The sequence below is a fragment of the Algoriphagus aestuariicola genome (genome assembly GCF_017254835.1).
Taxonomy (GTDB): domain Bacteria; phylum Bacteroidota; class Bacteroidia; order Cytophagales; family Cyclobacteriaceae; genus Algoriphagus; species Algoriphagus aestuariicola.
The window spans coordinates 447,415-463,342 of sequence record NZ_JAFKCW010000001.1; the positions used below are offsets into that span (position 1 = coordinate 447,415).

The window sequence follows — 15,928 nt, forward strand, 5'->3', positions numbered from 1 at the left end:
TTTTCGATATGCCAACTTTTCAGGAGCAGATACAGAAAATCAAGCAACTGCGCGAGTCCTACAGCTCCGCCGAAAAAACCAGCTACGAAAGCAAGCTGGGGGTAGCGGCCAAGGCCAAGAAAAACATTCCCCTGAGCACAGACAGGTCTTTCAAGCAGAAGGAATTGCTGTTTAGGCAAACGGAGGTTTCCCTGAACAGCGCCATCGCCGGACTCCAACTGATCAACCACCGGACACTTACCAAGGAGTTGAATGGCAATCTGCCGATTGTGATGTTGCCTGTTAGGATCGAGACTCGGTTTATCACTCCAGCAGGGGGAGGGCCTGAGCTTTGGATCAGGATTTTTCCAGATGACATCCACACGGATACCCATGAACCTTTGCTTGCAGAAAAAGAAGTCGCCGCAGGTGAGGAGTATTGGACAAAAAGAGCCGGATTGCACAGTCTCCCCCCAGGTGAGAAAGCAGAGTCTGAAAAAAAACTGGCTTGGGAAAAGCTGAAAGCTTTTTCTATTAGCCCACAGCGAGCGATTTGGATTGCCAAGGCGACTAGACCTCAGAATTGGGCTAAGACGGATTCTACGCCGCCGCCAAACTTGGATTTTCCGAAACATGCCGTGTTCAAGGAAAGTACTTGGACCAGGGCGGCGAGAACCCAGGCATTGCCGGACCGGTTTGTGGTAACATTTTTTGCCCATGGCAAAGCCGTTCATGAGCAGGTAGGAGCGGTGATTCCCGATACGGTTTTTCTCGGGCCAGATCCCTTGGCCACAGAGCAGCCCTTCATGAAGGCCGAGGATGAGATTGTTTTTCAGGAGGAGATAGCCTGGCTGAGAAACTTTGACAAAGCGGTCGCAAACGGACTCGGGATGAAGGTGAAACTCAATCAGAACATGCGGCTTTCTGACGGTTCCATCGAGAGGATTACTGTGTTGGGACTTTTGCATTCCGCTGATCCCGTATCTGGGAAGAAAATCATCGAGGACCTTTTTGACAACCACCACTATTCCTCCAAAGGGCTTTCTTTTTTGCCTCAAGGCACGGCCACCAACAATACTGAAACCGAGACCTCGGGCTATTCCCGAAACGAAGACCACCTTGCGAAGGGATACTATGAGGAAAGTACGCCGGCGGTGAATTCCCAATCGGATCTGGACCTGTTTGCACAGGCTTTTGGAGTAGACAGAAATGTCCTGAAGGACCTGAGTCAAGCTGGCCAGATGGACCATTTCAACAATCTGATGATGAATCGGGCACTCTATGCTGCCACACTTTCCTACTACTTTGAAGAGCTGATGGAGCCAGCGATCAAAAGTGCCGATGCGGCCCAGATTCGCAGCTTTTTCAACTCCTTCGTGTCTGCCAGAGGTCCGCTTTCGGCCATTCGGGTGGGAGATCAGCCCTATGGGGTCCTCCTGACCAGCGACTTGACCCGGTGGAATGAAGCTTCCTCTGGGAAGTTTTTTGTGGGATTGGCTGAGGTGCTGAAGCGATTGCAGACTGTCTGGGATCAGCTAGCGCTCAAGGTTCCCAGAGTGGGGATGCCGGGGGATAGTTGGGAAATCCTGCTGAAGATTCTAGGACTGCAGCCCGGCTCTGTGGCTTTTCGCCAACGCCTGGGTAATCTCCCGGACTATAGTCTGGCCTCACCGGCGGTTAACCAGTCGTTTTTCAATGTAGAGATCAAAAACCTCAATCAGCGTATCGTCGAATTCCTTACCAGCCTCGGCTTCAACCCTCTGGCAAAGGGGAATTTTTATCCGTTGATATCGAATATGGTCTTTTATCAATGGACTAATCCCATCGGCTCCGACAAGCTGATCCTACCCAATGTCGTCGCTTCGGATTCCGAGTACCTTCCAAAAATGCGCTCCTCTGGACTCAATTATGCCGAATACATGGGGACCAAGTGCACCCTTGGCGATCTGGAGACGCTCAACTTTGGAGGAGAAAAGCCGCCTAGATCCCTCCTGTCCCTGCTCATGCGCCATTCCCTGCTGACCGAGCTAAAGCAGGTCGGGACGAAGGCTTTCCAGGAAAACAAAATCACCGTCAAGTCGGCCATGTTTGAGAAGAGCTTCTTCAACATGGACAAAAACAACCAGGACCTCACTAGTTTTGAATTGCTCAAGGGCGATCCCAAGAAGATCAATTCCACCGCTTTTGCCAATGTCAACACCAGTCTTGGCGACTACCTATTGAATCCAAAAATCCATCTGACATGGAATCCGAACATAGGCCCCATGAGAAGTGCGATGAACTACCTTGGAGGACTTTCGACGAAAACGCTGGAGCGGAACTTGGCGGATTTTGTGGACCTGTGCTCGTACAGACTGGATGCTTGGCAAATGGGCTTATTTACAAGACGGCTACAGCAAAACAGGGCAAAGGCACCTACCGGCGTGTATATAGCTTCCTATGGTTGGGTGGAAAACCTGAAGCCAGAGCCCAAAAAACTGTTGGACAAGCGAAATGTGCCAGAGGAATTATGGCCGAAGGATGGGACTGCGCCGATGAAGCTCAAGCAAAACGCCGGATTTTCCCATGTACCTTCCCTCAACCACGCAACGGTCATTGGCCTTCTTTTGGCAGGCTATAGGAACCACTCCAGTCCCGCCAATCCAAGCCTCTTTGCCATGAACCTTTCCAGCGACCGGGCCAGGCGGGCGATGGGCCTCTTTGAAGGCATCAGGAATGGCCAAAGGCTTGAAGTTCTGCTTGGCTACCAGTTTGAGCGGGGACTGCATGATGCTACAACCAATAACCCGGCAAACAACCTCAACCGGTATATCCTGGATTTTAGAAACAAGTATGAGATAGAAAATCTGTCGATACCTCAGCAAGGCACCACCGAAGCCCAAGAAACCATCGACAGCTACCCAGTGGTAAATGGGCTGAAGATACTCAAGGCCAGTGATGCGGAAGTAGGCAATCTGGTGTCATCCTCAGACAGAGCCATGGTCTTGGCATTAAAAAAAGAACTGGCAAACACGCTCGACGCTTGCAATGACTTGCTAGTGACTGAGGCTGCTTTTCAGATCACCCAGGGAAACCGGGATAGGACTGCGGGAGTATTAAATGCTGCACTTTTTGCGGACGTTCCGCCTGAAATCCAAGTGCTAGATACGCCCCGGTCAAGCTTGTTTACCTACACACATCGAATTGCTGTGCATCTGGAAACCAAGAATTTTTCTTCTCCGGGAAGAGGATGGCCTTCCTCGGCCTCGCCCCGCGCGAATTTTGAACCGGGTTTGAATCAATGGATTGCCGGCTTGGTAGGGGATCCCCGCAAAATCATGTGCAGAGTCACCTCCGTTGCCGAAGAAGGTGAGAATTCAAAAACGGAGCTTGTTTCCCTGGCAGATTTGGAGCTTCAGCCCATAGATCTGATCTATCTTTTGTCGGAGGACTTATCGGCGGGAGCGACGGAGTTGGAAAGCAGAATTGCCTTTTATTTCAGAAAGTCCAAGAGCCTTCTTGCATCCGTGCAGGTGAAAATTGAATTCTCGCCAGAATTAAAGAGCCCCGACAAGACGTTGGCGTCCGCGTTTCCTCTGCTTCGGTGCATCAAGATGACGCTGGGGCAGACTCGAGTGGCTGACGCAAGGGACTTCGCCAGCAAGACAAAGACGGTCGTCAACTCCCAAGGATTGACAGGGGTCGACTTCGAAGATCTGCAACAGCGGATCTCTGTAGCGTTGGACTCCCTCCGTGCTGTAGCCAATTCATTCGGTAATCTCGTGCCGGGCCCTGTCGAACCCAAGGACGAAATGAACCCTGCGACCTTGGCGGACTTGTTCGATCTAGCGGGTTCCAGTCCAGATCCGTCCCCCTTGTTTCATGGAGTTGTTCTTTCCGAATCTACCCTGCTGGGGATTGTTGGATTTCAGGAGGTGTCCACTCTATTTGGCGTTCAGTTGGCCTATCCGCAGAGCCCGGGGCCGGAGATGCTGGAAAGCCAAGAAGATATGCTTTCCAGAACGGCAAGCCTGTGGAGAATCATGAAGTCAAAAATCACCGCTGGAGGGGAAAGACTTTCAAAAGCAGAAGACGAAGCAGAGTTGAACCCGAGACTTAAACTGTTATCCGATGCTGCAAAAGCTGTGTTGGGAGATGATTTTCTGCCAATTCCCCGATTTTCCTATTCCAATGGCGATGTGTTGAAAAAATCCTTTGAAGAAGAAGCGCAACTTCTGAAGCACATCAATTCCCTGAGTGGCCTGAGCGGAGCTGTGAACAAAGAGTCATGGCTTCAGTCGGTGGCACGTGTGAGGCCTGCAGTAGGCCGTTTTGAGACCTTGCGTTTTATGAGTGAAGCATTGGAAAATGATCCCTTGGATCTGTCGGTCAGCCAGGTGCCGTTTCGTCCCGAGGACAGCTGGCTGGGGTTTGAGTTTCCCAAGGAGTATGACGGAAAGCCCTTTAATATCATGGAAGATACAGTTTCTCTCGCCTACTGTGGGGAGCAGGCGAAGCGTACGGAAGATTTGCAGTCAGTGCTGATCGTGGATGAATGGACGGAAAAGATCCCGCTTGACGAGGAGATCACCGGCGTGACCTATCACTACAATCAGCCCAATGCCACAGCGCCGCAGGCGGTACTGCTAGCTGTGGAACCCACCAACAGCGGCAAGTGGGATTGGGATGTGCTGCAGGGTGTCCTAAATGATACCATCCGAAGAACTCGGTCTAGGGCGGTAGAGCCGGACCAGATCATGGAGCATGACGTACTCAAGATCCTGCTTCCGATGACTATCGCTTCATTTGATGTCAAGGAGGCCAATGTGTCCCTAGATTACCTTGTGTTGAATGACAAGTTTATGAAGGTCGCCAAAGCCTCGAATATGCAACTGTACACCAAGTGGGAAAAAAGCTAAAACGAAATGCCAACTCTAAGTGAATTTTCAAAGCTAAAGGCGAATGCCAACTTGGCAACTACGGCCTTGGACAAGCGTTTTTTTGAACCCTTCATCTCTAATAGAAACCGGCTTGAGGGCTTGCCTCGCCAAGCAGAGTTTGAAAAAAGCCTAAGGGCGGAGACCGCCGATCCGATGTGGATGTTGACTCGGCAATGGCAGCTGGGGGAATTTCAGGGTGAGGATGCCGGGACAGCCTGTCAGGCCAAGATTCTCACAGAGGAGCAGGCTCCAAGGGTATTGATTTTTGGCAAGCAAGGCTCAAAGGCATACGATGCATTCGCCAGCCCGCTAGAGCCAGAAGTGGAGAGTGAGGCGGTGGAGGTGAACCTGCATCTTCAAGTGCAAATGGGCCGACAATTTTTGAGGATTCTTGCGGAAAATGGGCAGTCGTCGCTGAAGGAGGTTTTTCTCGGAAAATATCCGCTAGATACAAGTCCCAAGGCGGAAGACCGAGAGGGCCTGCTGTTTGCGCAGACGGTTAATGGGAGGTTTCCAGATGGGCATGCGATTCTAAGGGACATACAAAGCGGAGCTTATGCCGATTGGGTAAATAGTGATGCTGAATTCGACGATTCGGATCGTCTTGTATTGACCAAAGCGGTTCCATCTTTGTTTGAGACTTGGTTTAAGAAGCTTTACCATCAGATCGAATCTGGACAGAATGCTTGGATTCCCGATCGTATGGAGTACAACTTTAGCCTTGAAATGCCGCAAGCCGAAGGAGGGAAGACAGTCGTCCTCGAAGCTGACCAGTATGCCTCAGGCAAGCTTGAATGGAGCAGTTTTGATGAAAACTTAAGGAGCTCATCCGCTGGGGTCGAGCAGCCGGACCAGTTGAAAGTGGGCGTTCAGACGTTTATTCCCGCACCGCTTCAATATTCAGGAATTCCGAATCCCCGGTTTTGGCAGATGGAGGATGGACAGATTGACTTTGCGAAGATTCAGGTCGGCACGACCGGTTTGCTGTCCATGTTACTTACCGAATACGGAATCACCTATTCCAACGACTGGTTTGTACTTCCCTATCCGATGAAAATCAATTCCTACTGCGAAGTGAAAAACATTCTCGTCACGGATGTTTTTGGCCAGCATATCCTCATCGAACCGACTTTCACAGACCCCGAAGTGGCCTGGCATGAGTTCGCGGTATTCCGGCACACCGAGAGACAGAATTTACAGTCGCCCAGAAACCGGTTTTACTTGGCCCCCTCCATTCTCAAACTTCAGCAAAGTGAGCCTTTGGAAAAAGTAAATTTTATGCGTGATGAAATGACCAACATGGTTTGGGCAATCGAAAATACGGTACCTTCTAACGCAGGCGGGGGCAGAGAAGTAAAGCTGAACAGGCCCCGGTTTGACCCTCTCGAGGCTCCCGACAATCCGGAATCAAAAATCCGCTATCTAGCTGGTACCACAGTGCCCGAAAACTGGATACCGTTTATTCCAGTGCATAAGAGTGGCAGCGAAAAAGAAATCCGCCTCCAGCGCGCCAAGATTCCGAATGCTCCGGCTCCGCAAAGTCTTTTGTTAAAAGAGCATCAGCCTGTCCATTTCATAGAGGAAGAGGAAGTGCCAAGAGCGGGGGTGATTGTCAAGCGAACCTTCAAACGGACACGCTGGATTGACGGGAAAACCATTCTTTGGGTAGGAAGGACCAAGACTACCGGAAGGGGTGAAGGCTGGAGCGGATTGATGTTTGATCGCCTGCTTCCGATAGAAAAAAAGAGTGAATGAGCGGCTTACTTACTTCTCCGATCGGCTAAGTGCTCTCCTTAGCCTATATCGAGTTCTTTTGGCAAATTTCCTCCAGGTGACAGCCGTCAACACAGCGATGCAGGCCGAGATTCCCAGCGCTCCCCCAAAGCCTTCAAAAAAATGGCTAGATCGGGTGAAGATAACTCCAAAGATGAGTGAGGCCAGCAGGACTGTTTCTAGGCCTTTCATGGTCTTTTTAGTGCTCATCCCAATGAAGGAGCCACCAATCGCGGCGTAGGGAATCTGCTCGACCCATTCTTGGGAATGGCCAAGCGATGACACGCCCAAGGCAAAAGCCAAAGTGACAAGAGAAGACGCCATCACGGGATTGACCCGGAAACGGGTATGAATCCAGTAAGTGCTCCATGCGGCGGTTACTCCAGTGCTTATCCAGACGAGTTCTTGGATCATATTAGGTCGACGCTCTGTTGGACAAAATAGGCGAATACAACCCCGATGAAGGCCATGGTGCCCAGCCTGCCTCCTATGCCTTGGAGGATGGATTTGCTGGCAAAAAATAGAAGGCAAGTAAAGACTGATGCAAGCAAAATGAAACCAGGGTCGTTAGTGAGGTTGGTCATCGATATGAATGCACCACAATAGATCGCGGAAGGAACCTGTCTGAAGTTGCTGTTAGACTTAAAGGCTGTCTGCAGCAGAGCGCCAAATAAGCCGACCAAGGCTGTTGCCAATACGGTCTCTACTCCGAATTGCCTTAGTCCGAAAGTTGCGAAAGACCCGAAAAACACCCAAATCGCCACGCTCCACCGATCAAATTCAAAGCGAAGTTTCATGCATACGTAGGTTTGGAAGTGGGAAGCCAGTATAAGGACAAAAATCAAAGTGAATGTCCCCACTTCCAGATAGTTTGCCCGCTCAAAGATGATCGTGCCGACAAACATGCACTGGATTGATGCAAAGAGTAGCAGGAGTGAGGGGAGTATGTTTTTGCGTTCTTTCATTTTTTTGGAAGTGCAAAAATAGCCGTCCCCTTGTTTTTTTCTTGGTTAAATAGAGGGAAAAGCCTGATCCAGTGTACTGTAAACAGGATGGTGTGCGGAATCCACTGAGGTTTGATACTGTTATTTTCGGCCGTGTTTTCCAGTTTTGAGATTGAAATTTCAAGATTTGGTTGAATTTGACTCTGTAAATGCCAGCCATTCATCCCAACCAAGTGTTTTTTGGTTAAAAAAAATACCGAAAGAATTATTGGGAAAATATCACTTTGGAAAGCATGAAAATTGGGTATTCCCAAAAACAAAAAAGCCCTCAAAAGTGAATCTGAAGGCTTTTGCTGCTCCCCCTCTAGGGCTTGAACCTAGGACCCCATGATTAACAGTCATGTGCTCTAACCAACTGAGCTAAGGAGGAATTTTTTTTGTATTTCGTGATCCCTTTCGGAAAACGTGTTGCAAATGTAGAGGCATATCCCATTTTTTCCAAATCGCTTTCTGAAAAAAACTTGGGATTCTAGGCAATTGGGTTTTTTCTGATTCTGTTTCAGGTACTTATTTTTCTGAAAGAAAACTCCTTTTTTTAAGTTTCCTCACAAGATTAGGATTTATTGCTGTGCCTTGAGCGTATTCAGACAGAGAGCTCTATTTTACTTTTTTTGATTAAACCTCCGTCATTTTCTTTTCCAAGACGATCGATTCAATCGTGTGAAAAATAGAATCATATGTTTGAGAAATTTTATTACAAGTAGCGGTTTTCTGTTTTTTTGCTTGTTGGATAATTCAATTCCCAATTTATTTTCAAGCCCAAATTATTAAGACTTATTCTAGGTTAACACATTGAAAATGAAAAAATTGGTTTTGTCGTAAAATGGGGTGAATTTATTGACTGAATTGAATAGACTATGGAAAAATATGTGATCAACGTAAATGGTAAAGATCGTGAGGTAAGCGCCTTGCAGGATATGCCGTTGCTGTGGGTTCTCCGTGATCTTCTGGATATGAAGGGGACCAAGTTTGGCTGCGGTCAGGCTCTTTGTGGAGCGTGTACCGTTCATTTGGATGGCGAGGCGGTGAGGTCTTGCAGCTTGCCTGTGTCTGAGGTCGGCACCGGGAAAATCACAACGATTGAAGGTCTCTCTGAAGACGGGAGCCACCCGCTTCAGAAAGCTTGGGTAGAACACATCGTGCCTCAATGTGGCTACTGTCAGTCAGGCCAGATCATGAATGCTGCTGCCTTGCTTTCGAGAAATCCCAGCCCGTCAGAGTCGGAAATTGAAGCGGCTATGGAGGGTAACCTCTGCCGCTGTGGCACCTACAATCGTATCAAAGATGCCATTGTCACCGCTTCCAAATCCCTTTAACCCTCCAAAACAGCAAAAATATGATGCCTAATCTTCCGTTTTTGAAAAAGAAGCAGCCTGAAGACCGCAGTGAGATCTTTAGGGCTTCGAGAAGGGATTTCCTGAAAATCGGTTCCCTAGCCGCCGGAGGCTTGGTATTGGGAGTGAACTTCCAGTGCAGTGGACCGAAAGGAGAATTAGTGACTTTTGCCCCAAATGTCTTTGTGAGCATAGGTTCTGACAACTTGGTGACTATCCTTGCGCACCGTTCCGAAATGGGCACGGGCATACGCACCTCACTACCGATGATCGTTGCGGACGAACTCGGCGCTGACTGGAGCAAAGTGAAGATCGTCCAAGCCGAAGGCGATGAGAGCAAATATGGAAACCAAAATACGGATGGGTCTTTTTCAGTCCGGATGTTTTACGAGCCAATGAAGAAGGCCGGTGCCACCGCCCGCCACATGCTCATGCAGGCGGCTGCCAAGGAATGGGGTGTGGACGTCGCAGAATGCGACACCGAAAATAGTCATGTGGTTTTAAAGGGAGGCAGTAAAAAGATTCCATTTGGCGACTTGGTAGCTCAAATACAGACTATGGAACTGCCAAAGGCTGAGGATGTGCCTATGAAGGATTTTTCCAGCTATAAGCTTGTGGGAAAAGATATCCCCATCTATGACGTAAAGGATATAGCGACGGGCAATGCGGTATTTGGTGCGGATGTGAACCTTCCAAATATGCTGATTGCGGTGGTTCAGCGTAGTCCCGTGGTCGGCGCCAAGGTGGTTTCCTATAACGATGAGAAAGCCTTGGCTATTCCCGGTGTAAAGAAAGTGGTGAAAATCGAAGGGCCAGGTCTTCCTGCAGGTTTGGATAAACCACTGGAAGGGGTTGCCGTATTGGCGGAAAATACCTGGGCAGCTATCAAAGGAAGCCGGGAGTTGGAAATCGAATGGGACCTTGGCCCAAATCAATCTTATGATTCAGCTGTTCAGCTAGAGGAGATGGTGAAGAGTACGACAAGCAACGGAACGGCAAAGCGTGAGCGCGGCAATTTCAGCCAAGCAAAATCTTCCTCTGGAAAAGTAATCGAAAAGACTTATCTGGCCCCATTCTACGCCCATTCCACGATCGAGCCTCCTGCGGCCATTGCTGACGTGAAGGCTGACGGTTCTGTCGAGGTATGGGCTCCAAGCCAGCATCCGCAGTGGGCAAGAGACGCCGTGTCAGCTGCTTTGGGAATTGATGTGTCCAAGGTAAAGATGAATGTCACCCTTTTGGGAGGTGGGTTTGGGCGAAAGTCCAAGCCTGATTTTGTTGCAGAGGCGGCCTTGCTGTCCAAGGCTGCAGGCGTGCCCGTGCGAGTCCAATGGACTCGGGAATGTGACCTGCACCACGACTACTACCATTCCCATAGTGCACAGCGGATCGTGGCCACTTTGGACGGATCTGGCAACCTGACCGGTTGGAATCACCATACGGTTTTCCCAGCCATTGGTTCGGGGCTTGATGCCGCGCCTCCTTCTGATGGCGAACTGGATTTGGGCTGTCGGGATTTTCCCTACGAGGTGCCCAACATCCGGATTGAATCCCACGAAACCACGGCGCATACCCGCATCGGCTGGCTGCGTTCTGTAAGTAACATTCACCACGCATTTGCCATTTGCACCATGCTGGATGAGATTGCCGAAACAAAAGGCGTCGACCCCGTGGATCAGGCACTTCAGCTTTTGGGTGAAGACAAGAACCTTACTTTTGCAGGCGAGATGGTAGGAGATTATGGCAACTACGGAGAGAAAATTGAAGACTTTCCCTGGAGTACCGCCCGGATGAAAAAAGTGATCGAAACAGTCGCTGAAAAGTCAAACTGGAAATCCAATCTTGCCGCCGGAAAAGCAGTGGGTTTTGCAGCGCACAAAAGCTTCCTGACCTATGTGGCATGTGTGGTGATGGTGGAGAAGGACGCAAACGGAAACCTGGTTATTCCAGAGGTTCATTATGCGGTGGATTGCGGAATCCCGGTGAACACAGACCGCGTTCGTTCCCAGTTTGAGGGAGGCGCGCAATTCGCCACCAGCTTGGCCACGACCTCGGCGATTACCTTGGAAAACGGACGGGTGAAGCAAAACAATTTCGACACCTATCAGATCATCCGCATGTCACAGGCACCCAAGAAAATTCATGTGCACATCATCCCGAGTATGGAGAAGCCTACCGGAGTCGGCGAGCCGCCGGTTCCGCCTTTTATTCCAGCCTTGGCCAATGCGGTGTATAAATTAACCGGGAAGAGAAACTACCAACTGCCATTTCAGGTCTAGCTATCCCCGCGAAAATTAATTTTGACAAGCAAAGCCGTCCGAAATTCTGGACGGCTTTTTTTGTGATTTTTGGCCGTTCGACGGCTCACCTTCGTATTTTTAGCCATGCGATTTTTCCGATCTCTTCCTTGCGGCTTGGCTTTTGGCCTATTGCTCAGCTTGCCTTCCTTTTCCCAATCCAATTCAGACACGGAAGCGGCTGTCCATGCCGCAACGCCAATCCGTACCATTGAAAACCCCGTTTTGCAGGAGATGAGCGGGCTGGTTTTTTCAAAAAAACATTCTGACAGATTCTATACCCATACCGATAGTGAAGGGGAAGCGGCTGTGTATATCTTAGATTCAGCCGGAAATGAGCTGGGAAAAATCCGGCTAGAGGGTGTGGAAAATCGCGATTGGGAAGATATTGCAGTTGGGCCAGGCCCCGAAGGGGAGTCCTACGTCTATGTTGCCGAGATTGGCGACAATTTAGCTATTCATGAGACGGTTCAGATTTATAGGTTCCCGGAACCTGAAAGGCTGTCTGAAGGAGCGTCTGTTGCGCCCGAGATTTTGACGTTTACGTATCCGGATGGCCCTATGGATGCGGAGAGTTTTATGGTAGATCCAATTTCGGGGGATCTTTTCATCGTGTCCAAGCGGGATAAGCTAAACACCCTTTTTCGCTTAAAACAGTCTGATTTTGGGAAAAGTGGAGTATTGGCGGAAGAGTTGCTAAAGCTGCCTTTTACCAGTGCCGTGGCTGCCGACATTAGTCAGGATGGTTCTCAAGTGCTGATTAAGAATTATTTTAAAGTTTATCACTGGAATCGAAACCTTGGAGAGTCGGTTGCGGAGGCTTTGACGAGGAAACCCAAAGAACTTCCGTATGTGCCTGAGCCGCAGGGTGAGGCAATTGGATTTCAGCCAGATGGCAAGGCATATTATACGATCAGCGAAAAGAGATTTAACATCCTGCCTGTTTTATATCGTTATGCATTAGAAAACTAAGTCATGCAAACCAGCGAACACATCTTGATGGTCCGTCCTGCAAATTTCGGATTTAATACCGAGACGGCGGAAAACAACTTTTACCAAAAGAAAGATGGACGATCGGCATCCGAGATTCGGGAGCTGGCTCAGCGGGAATTTGATGTTTTCGTGGCTTTGCTCAGGGACCAAAGAGTAAATGTCATCGAAGTGCAGGATACGGCAAGTCCTTCAAAGCCAGACGCGGTTTTCCCCAACAACTGGTTTAGCACACATGGAGACGGAAAGCTGATCCTCTATCCGATGTATGCTGAAGTAAGGAGGCTGGAGCGTAGAAAGGACGTTGTGGAGCTTTTGATCCATTCGGGCTTTGAGGTGAACGAGATCATAGATTTGAGTTTTTTTGAAGAAAGCGGGCAGTTTTTGGAGGGGACGGGCAGCATGGTGATGGACCATGGTGCGAAGGTGATCTATGCCTGCTATTCCCCCCGCACGCATCCGGTTCCCTTGGACTATGTCGCGAAGCTTCTCGGCTATCAAGTGGTAGGATTTGATGCGGTGCAGGAGGTCGATGGGGCCGTCAGTCCGATCTACCATACCAACGTGATGATGCATGTAGGCACGGACTTGGCTGTGGTTTGCCTCGAGAGTATCGCGAAGGCTTCCGAGAGGCGTATGGTTCAGGAGTCCTTGACTAAATCAGGGAAAAAGCTGATCCCAATCACCCTGAAGCAAAAGTTCAATTTTGCCGGCAATATGCTGGAAGTAACAAACGATGGCTGGGAGCGATTTACCGTGATGTCCCAAGCCGCTTTTGATTCACTTGGAGTTGGACAGATTCAGCAAATCGAAAAGCACACGACGATCATCAGTCCGTCCATCCCAACCATCGAAAAACTAGGTGGAGGCAGCGCAAGGTGTATGATGGCGGAGATTTTTTTGGGGAAGAGTTTTTAAGTGTGCGGGAAAAAGTCGGTCGCCCAAGCGAGTGTCGCCACTCGCTTGATGAGTTACTCAGACCTTTTCCAAATCAGTGATAGATCGGCTTAAGCTGATTTAGGCGATAGGGTAGAAAGCCTTGAGCGGAGATACTCAAGGGGCTTAGGCTTGCCCCTGAGACGAGTATTTCCATTGTTATGAAAGAGCGCCAAGCGGATTAATTTCTCTCGGTGTTTTTAGCTAAATTCTCAAATGACTATGGAGTTGAATAAAGTCTATTTTTTCACAGCGACCATCCATCATTGGATTCCAATTTTCGAGCAAGAAGGATACAAGGAGGTCTTGTTGTCCAGTTTAAGATTTTTGACAGGAAAAGGCCTTTTAAAAGTCTATGGTTTTGTCATTATGCCCAATCATATACATCTGATTTGGGAGTTACTCGAAATGAATGGAAAAGAGTTGCCACATGCCAGCTTCATGAAGTTTACCAGTCACGAATTTCTTAAGAAAATGCGATCAGGAAATACTGAGTTGCTTAGACATTTTGTCGTCGATCAGGGTATCAGGGCCCATTTGTTTTGGCAGCGAGACTCGCTTCCCATCGAAGTTCATTCTCCCAAAGTCGTTTTTCAAAAACTCGACTATATCCATCGAAATCCATGCAAGGGAAAATGGATGCTTGCGGAAAATCCATTGTTGTATCCTTACTCTTCATATGAGTTTTACGAGACTGGAGAGGATCGATTTGGATTTTTAACACATGTCGGAATTGCGAGGAGATTATAGCTATTGCTGGCAGTTTACTTTTATCCAGTGAGCCCTCAAAATGAAAAGTTTATGGTTTTGGATAGAAATCTCTAAGCTCTAGTTTTCATATTTTTATGACACATTTTCAATAGCTTATGATATGTGTAAATTGAAAGAGATTATGGAAAGAAGAAATAGAATACTGCTACAGATTTTAATAGTAATCTCTGTAATCGTCAGTTTTTTGGTGTTTTTGGCCGTTTTTGGATTAGGTGAGAAACTGGGTAGATTCTTGGCTGGGTAGAGAGTAGGCGATTTGAACGAATGTGTTCAAAAAAATAGTCAGCCGGACGGCTGACTATTGGGGTGTAAAGTTAAGTTGTTTGCCAAGCCACTAGTATGTTGGCTTTTTGACAAACAATTAATGTCAAATGATATTGTTTTGAATCTGCAATCAAATCCCTGTATAGTTAAACGGCGTGATTGCTTTCAACTCGGCCTTCAGTTCCCCCGAGATCGGCAATCCGTCCACAAATACGGAGATGGATTCTTGGGTGATTTTGGTATTGGTTCGAGTTAGGTCACGGAGAGCTTCGTAAGGTTTTGGGAAACCCTCTCTTCTCAAAATAGTCTGGATCGCCTCAGCAACTACCGCCCAGTTTTCCTCAAGATCTGCGTCGATGGCTGCGCGGTTGAGTTCCAGTTTGCCAAGGCCTTTTTGAAGGGATTCCAAGGAAATGAGCATGTGCGCCAAAGGAACGCCGATCACGCGCAGCACGGTGCTGTCAGTGAGGTCGCGCTGGAGTCTGGAAATGGGGAGCTTTGCGGCAAGGTGTTCCAAAAGCGCATTGGCGATACCGAGGTTCCCTTCAGCATTTTCGAAGTCGATCGGGTTGACCTTGTGAGGCATGGCGGAGGAACCTACCTCGCCGGCTTTGATTTTTTGCTTGAAATAGTTCATCGCCACGTACTGCCATACGTCCTTGGATAGGTCCAGCAAAATGGTGTTGATTCGCTTCAGCCCATCGAAAATCGCCGCCAAGTTGTCGTAGTGTTCGATCTGGGTAGTCGGGTATGAGCGCTCTAGTCCTAGGAAGTTTTCCACGAAGGTAAAGGCAAACTCATTCCAATCTATCTCTGGATAAGCTACTTGGTGGGCGTTCATGTTGCCTGTCGCTCCGCCAAACTTCGCAGAGTAGGGAACCTGTTCCAGCAGTTCGAGTTGTTTTTTCAGACGAACGACAAAAACGTCGATCTCCTTTCCCAATCGGGTAGGGGAGGCTGGCTGGCCGTGGGTTTTGGCTAGCATCGGGATTTCGCTCCATTCGTCTGCCAGGTCATCGAGTCGTTCGATCACTTCGTCCAAAAGCGGGAGGACTATCTCTTGGATGCCGTTTTTCAGCATCAGCGGCGTGGCGGTATTGTTGATGTCCTGGGAGGTGAGACCAAAGTGGATAAACTCCTTATAGGCATCCAGTCCCAGTTGGTCAAACTTGTCTTTGAGGAAATATTCCACGGCCTTGACATCGTGGTTGGTTGTTTTTTCGGTGTTTTTGATCCACTCCGCATCGGCCATAGTAAAGTTTTTGACTAAGTCGCGGAGCTTTGGGAAAAATGCATGGTCAAAATCCGCAAGTTGTGGCAAGGGGATTTGGGCGAGGGCCACGAAGTATTCCACTTCCACGTGTACCCGGTACTTGATCAGGGCGAATTCAGAGAAAAAAGCGCGTAAAGGGGCCGTTTTGCCGGCATAGCGTCCATCCACTGAGGAGACGGCTGTCAAGGCATTTAATTCCATTCTGGTTTGATTTGTCAGGACAAAGTAATCTTGGGTCCGATTTTCGGAAGGCGCAAAGTTAAGCTATTGCCCTCAAAGTCGGGGTCTGGGGGCAACAATTATCCTGTCGAGGCAAACTAGTTTTTCGCTTTTGGGGTTAGAAAGGGAAAATCGGAGGGCGATGCCGGTTTTCCCAGTTTTGGGCTTA

The 15,928-nt window shown here is 48.8% G+C and carries 10 protein-coding genes and 1 tRNA gene; 7 read left to right on the forward strand and 4 right to left on the reverse strand.

Translation table 11 applies throughout. The features are described from left to right. Positions 1-8: 8 nt before the first annotated feature. Positions 9-4,877: a hypothetical protein gene (locus J0A67_RS01850; RefSeq protein WP_206567572.1), complete on the forward strand. Its 4,869-nt coding sequence runs from the start codon at positions 9-11 to the stop codon at positions 4,875-4,877. Between the two features lie 6 nt (positions 4,878-4,883). Next, positions 4,884-6,653 (forward strand): hypothetical protein, encoded by a 1,770-nt coding sequence (locus tag J0A67_RS01855; RefSeq protein WP_206567573.1) that lies wholly within the window; start codon positions 4,884-4,886, stop codon positions 6,651-6,653. Between the two features lie 9 nt (positions 6,654-6,662). On the opposite strand, the gene J0A67_RS01860 is transcribed toward J0A67_RS01855, so the two are convergent. The 3 genes from J0A67_RS01860 to J0A67_RS01870 form a co-directional block, all read right to left on the reverse strand. Further along, positions 6,663-7,085 carry a hypothetical protein gene (locus J0A67_RS01860; RefSeq protein WP_206567574.1) on the reverse strand — a complete coding sequence of 141 codons (423 nt, stop codon included), beginning with the start codon at positions 7,083-7,085 and terminating at the stop codon, positions 6,663-6,665. Then, positions 7,082-7,636 carry a hypothetical protein gene (locus J0A67_RS01865; protein ID WP_206567575.1) on the reverse strand — a complete coding sequence of 185 codons (555 nt, stop codon included), beginning with the start codon at positions 7,634-7,636 and terminating at the stop codon, positions 7,082-7,084. The genes J0A67_RS01860 and J0A67_RS01865 overlap by 4 nt, the downstream gene beginning before the upstream one ends. A 335-nt stretch (positions 7,637-7,971) precedes the next feature. Beyond that, positions 7,972-8,045: transfer RNA gene (locus J0A67_RS01870), tRNA-Asn, on the reverse strand. Positions 8,046-8,532: 487 nt separating this feature from the next. Here J0A67_RS01870 and J0A67_RS01875 point away from each other — a divergent pair. From J0A67_RS01875 to J0A67_RS01895, 5 genes are all read left to right on the forward strand, one after another. Then, positions 8,533-8,991: a (2Fe-2S)-binding protein gene (locus tag J0A67_RS01875; protein WP_206567576.1), complete on the forward strand. Its 459-nt coding sequence runs from the start codon at positions 8,533-8,535 to the stop codon at positions 8,989-8,991. Between the two features lie 20 nt (positions 8,992-9,011). Beyond that, a complete protein-coding gene (locus tag J0A67_RS01880; RefSeq protein ID WP_206567577.1) occupies positions 9,012-11,288 on the forward strand; it encodes a xanthine dehydrogenase family protein molybdopterin-binding subunit in 2,277 nt (758 codons plus the stop codon). A 105-nt stretch (positions 11,289-11,393) separates the two neighbouring features. After that, positions 11,394-12,278: a hypothetical protein gene (locus J0A67_RS01885; RefSeq protein WP_206567578.1), complete on the forward strand. Its 885-nt coding sequence runs from the start codon at positions 11,394-11,396 to the stop codon at positions 12,276-12,278. Between the two features lie 3 nt (positions 12,279-12,281). Next, positions 12,282-13,214, forward strand: a complete 933-nt coding sequence (gene ctlX / locus J0A67_RS01890) for a citrulline utilization hydrolase CtlX (RefSeq protein ID WP_241265036.1) — start codon at positions 12,282-12,284, stop codon at positions 13,212-13,214. A gap of 240 nt (positions 13,215-13,454) precedes the next feature. After that, positions 13,455-13,982 carry a transposase gene (locus tag J0A67_RS01895; protein ID WP_206567579.1) on the forward strand — a complete coding sequence of 176 codons (528 nt, stop codon included), beginning with the start codon at positions 13,455-13,457 and terminating at the stop codon, positions 13,980-13,982. A gap of 415 nt (positions 13,983-14,397) precedes the next feature. Here the strand turns inward: J0A67_RS01895 and purB are convergent, their stop codons facing one another. Next, the gene (gene purB, locus J0A67_RS01900; RefSeq protein WP_206567580.1) at positions 14,398-15,741 is read right to left on the reverse strand and encodes an adenylosuccinate lyase; all 1,344 of its coding nucleotides are present in this window, start codon (positions 15,739-15,741) and stop codon (positions 14,398-14,400) included. Between the last annotated feature and the right edge of the window lie 187 nt (positions 15,742-15,928).

Coding starts and splice junctions, on each gene's coding strand:
- ctlX (WP_241265036.1), top strand. CDS start 12,282: ATGCAAACCAGCGAACACATCTTGATGGTCCGTCCTGCAAATTTCGGA.
- J0A67_RS01860 (WP_206567574.1), bottom strand. CDS start 7,085: ATGATCCAAGAACTCGTCTGGATAAGCACTGGAGTAACCGCCGCATGG.
- purB (WP_206567580.1), bottom strand. CDS start 15,741: ATGGAATTAAATGCCTTGACAGCCGTCTCCTCAGTGGATGGACGCTAT.
- J0A67_RS01895 (WP_206567579.1), top strand. CDS start 13,455: ATGGAGTTGAATAAAGTCTATTTTTTCACAGCGACCATCCATCATTGG.
- J0A67_RS01880 (WP_206567577.1), top strand. CDS start 9,012: ATGATGCCTAATCTTCCGTTTTTGAAAAAGAAGCAGCCTGAAGACCGC.
- J0A67_RS01885 (WP_206567578.1), top strand. CDS start 11,394: ATGCGATTTTTCCGATCTCTTCCTTGCGGCTTGGCTTTTGGCCTATTG.
- J0A67_RS01875 (WP_206567576.1), top strand. CDS start 8,533: ATGGAAAAATATGTGATCAACGTAAATGGTAAAGATCGTGAGGTAAGC.
- J0A67_RS01850 (WP_206567572.1), top strand. CDS start 9: ATGCCAACTTTTCAGGAGCAGATACAGAAAATCAAGCAACTGCGCGAG.
- J0A67_RS01865 (WP_206567575.1), bottom strand. CDS start 7,636: ATGAAAGAACGCAAAAACATACTCCCCTCACTCCTGCTACTCTTTGCA.
- J0A67_RS01855 (WP_206567573.1), top strand. CDS start 4,884: ATGCCAACTCTAAGTGAATTTTCAAAGCTAAAGGCGAATGCCAACTTG.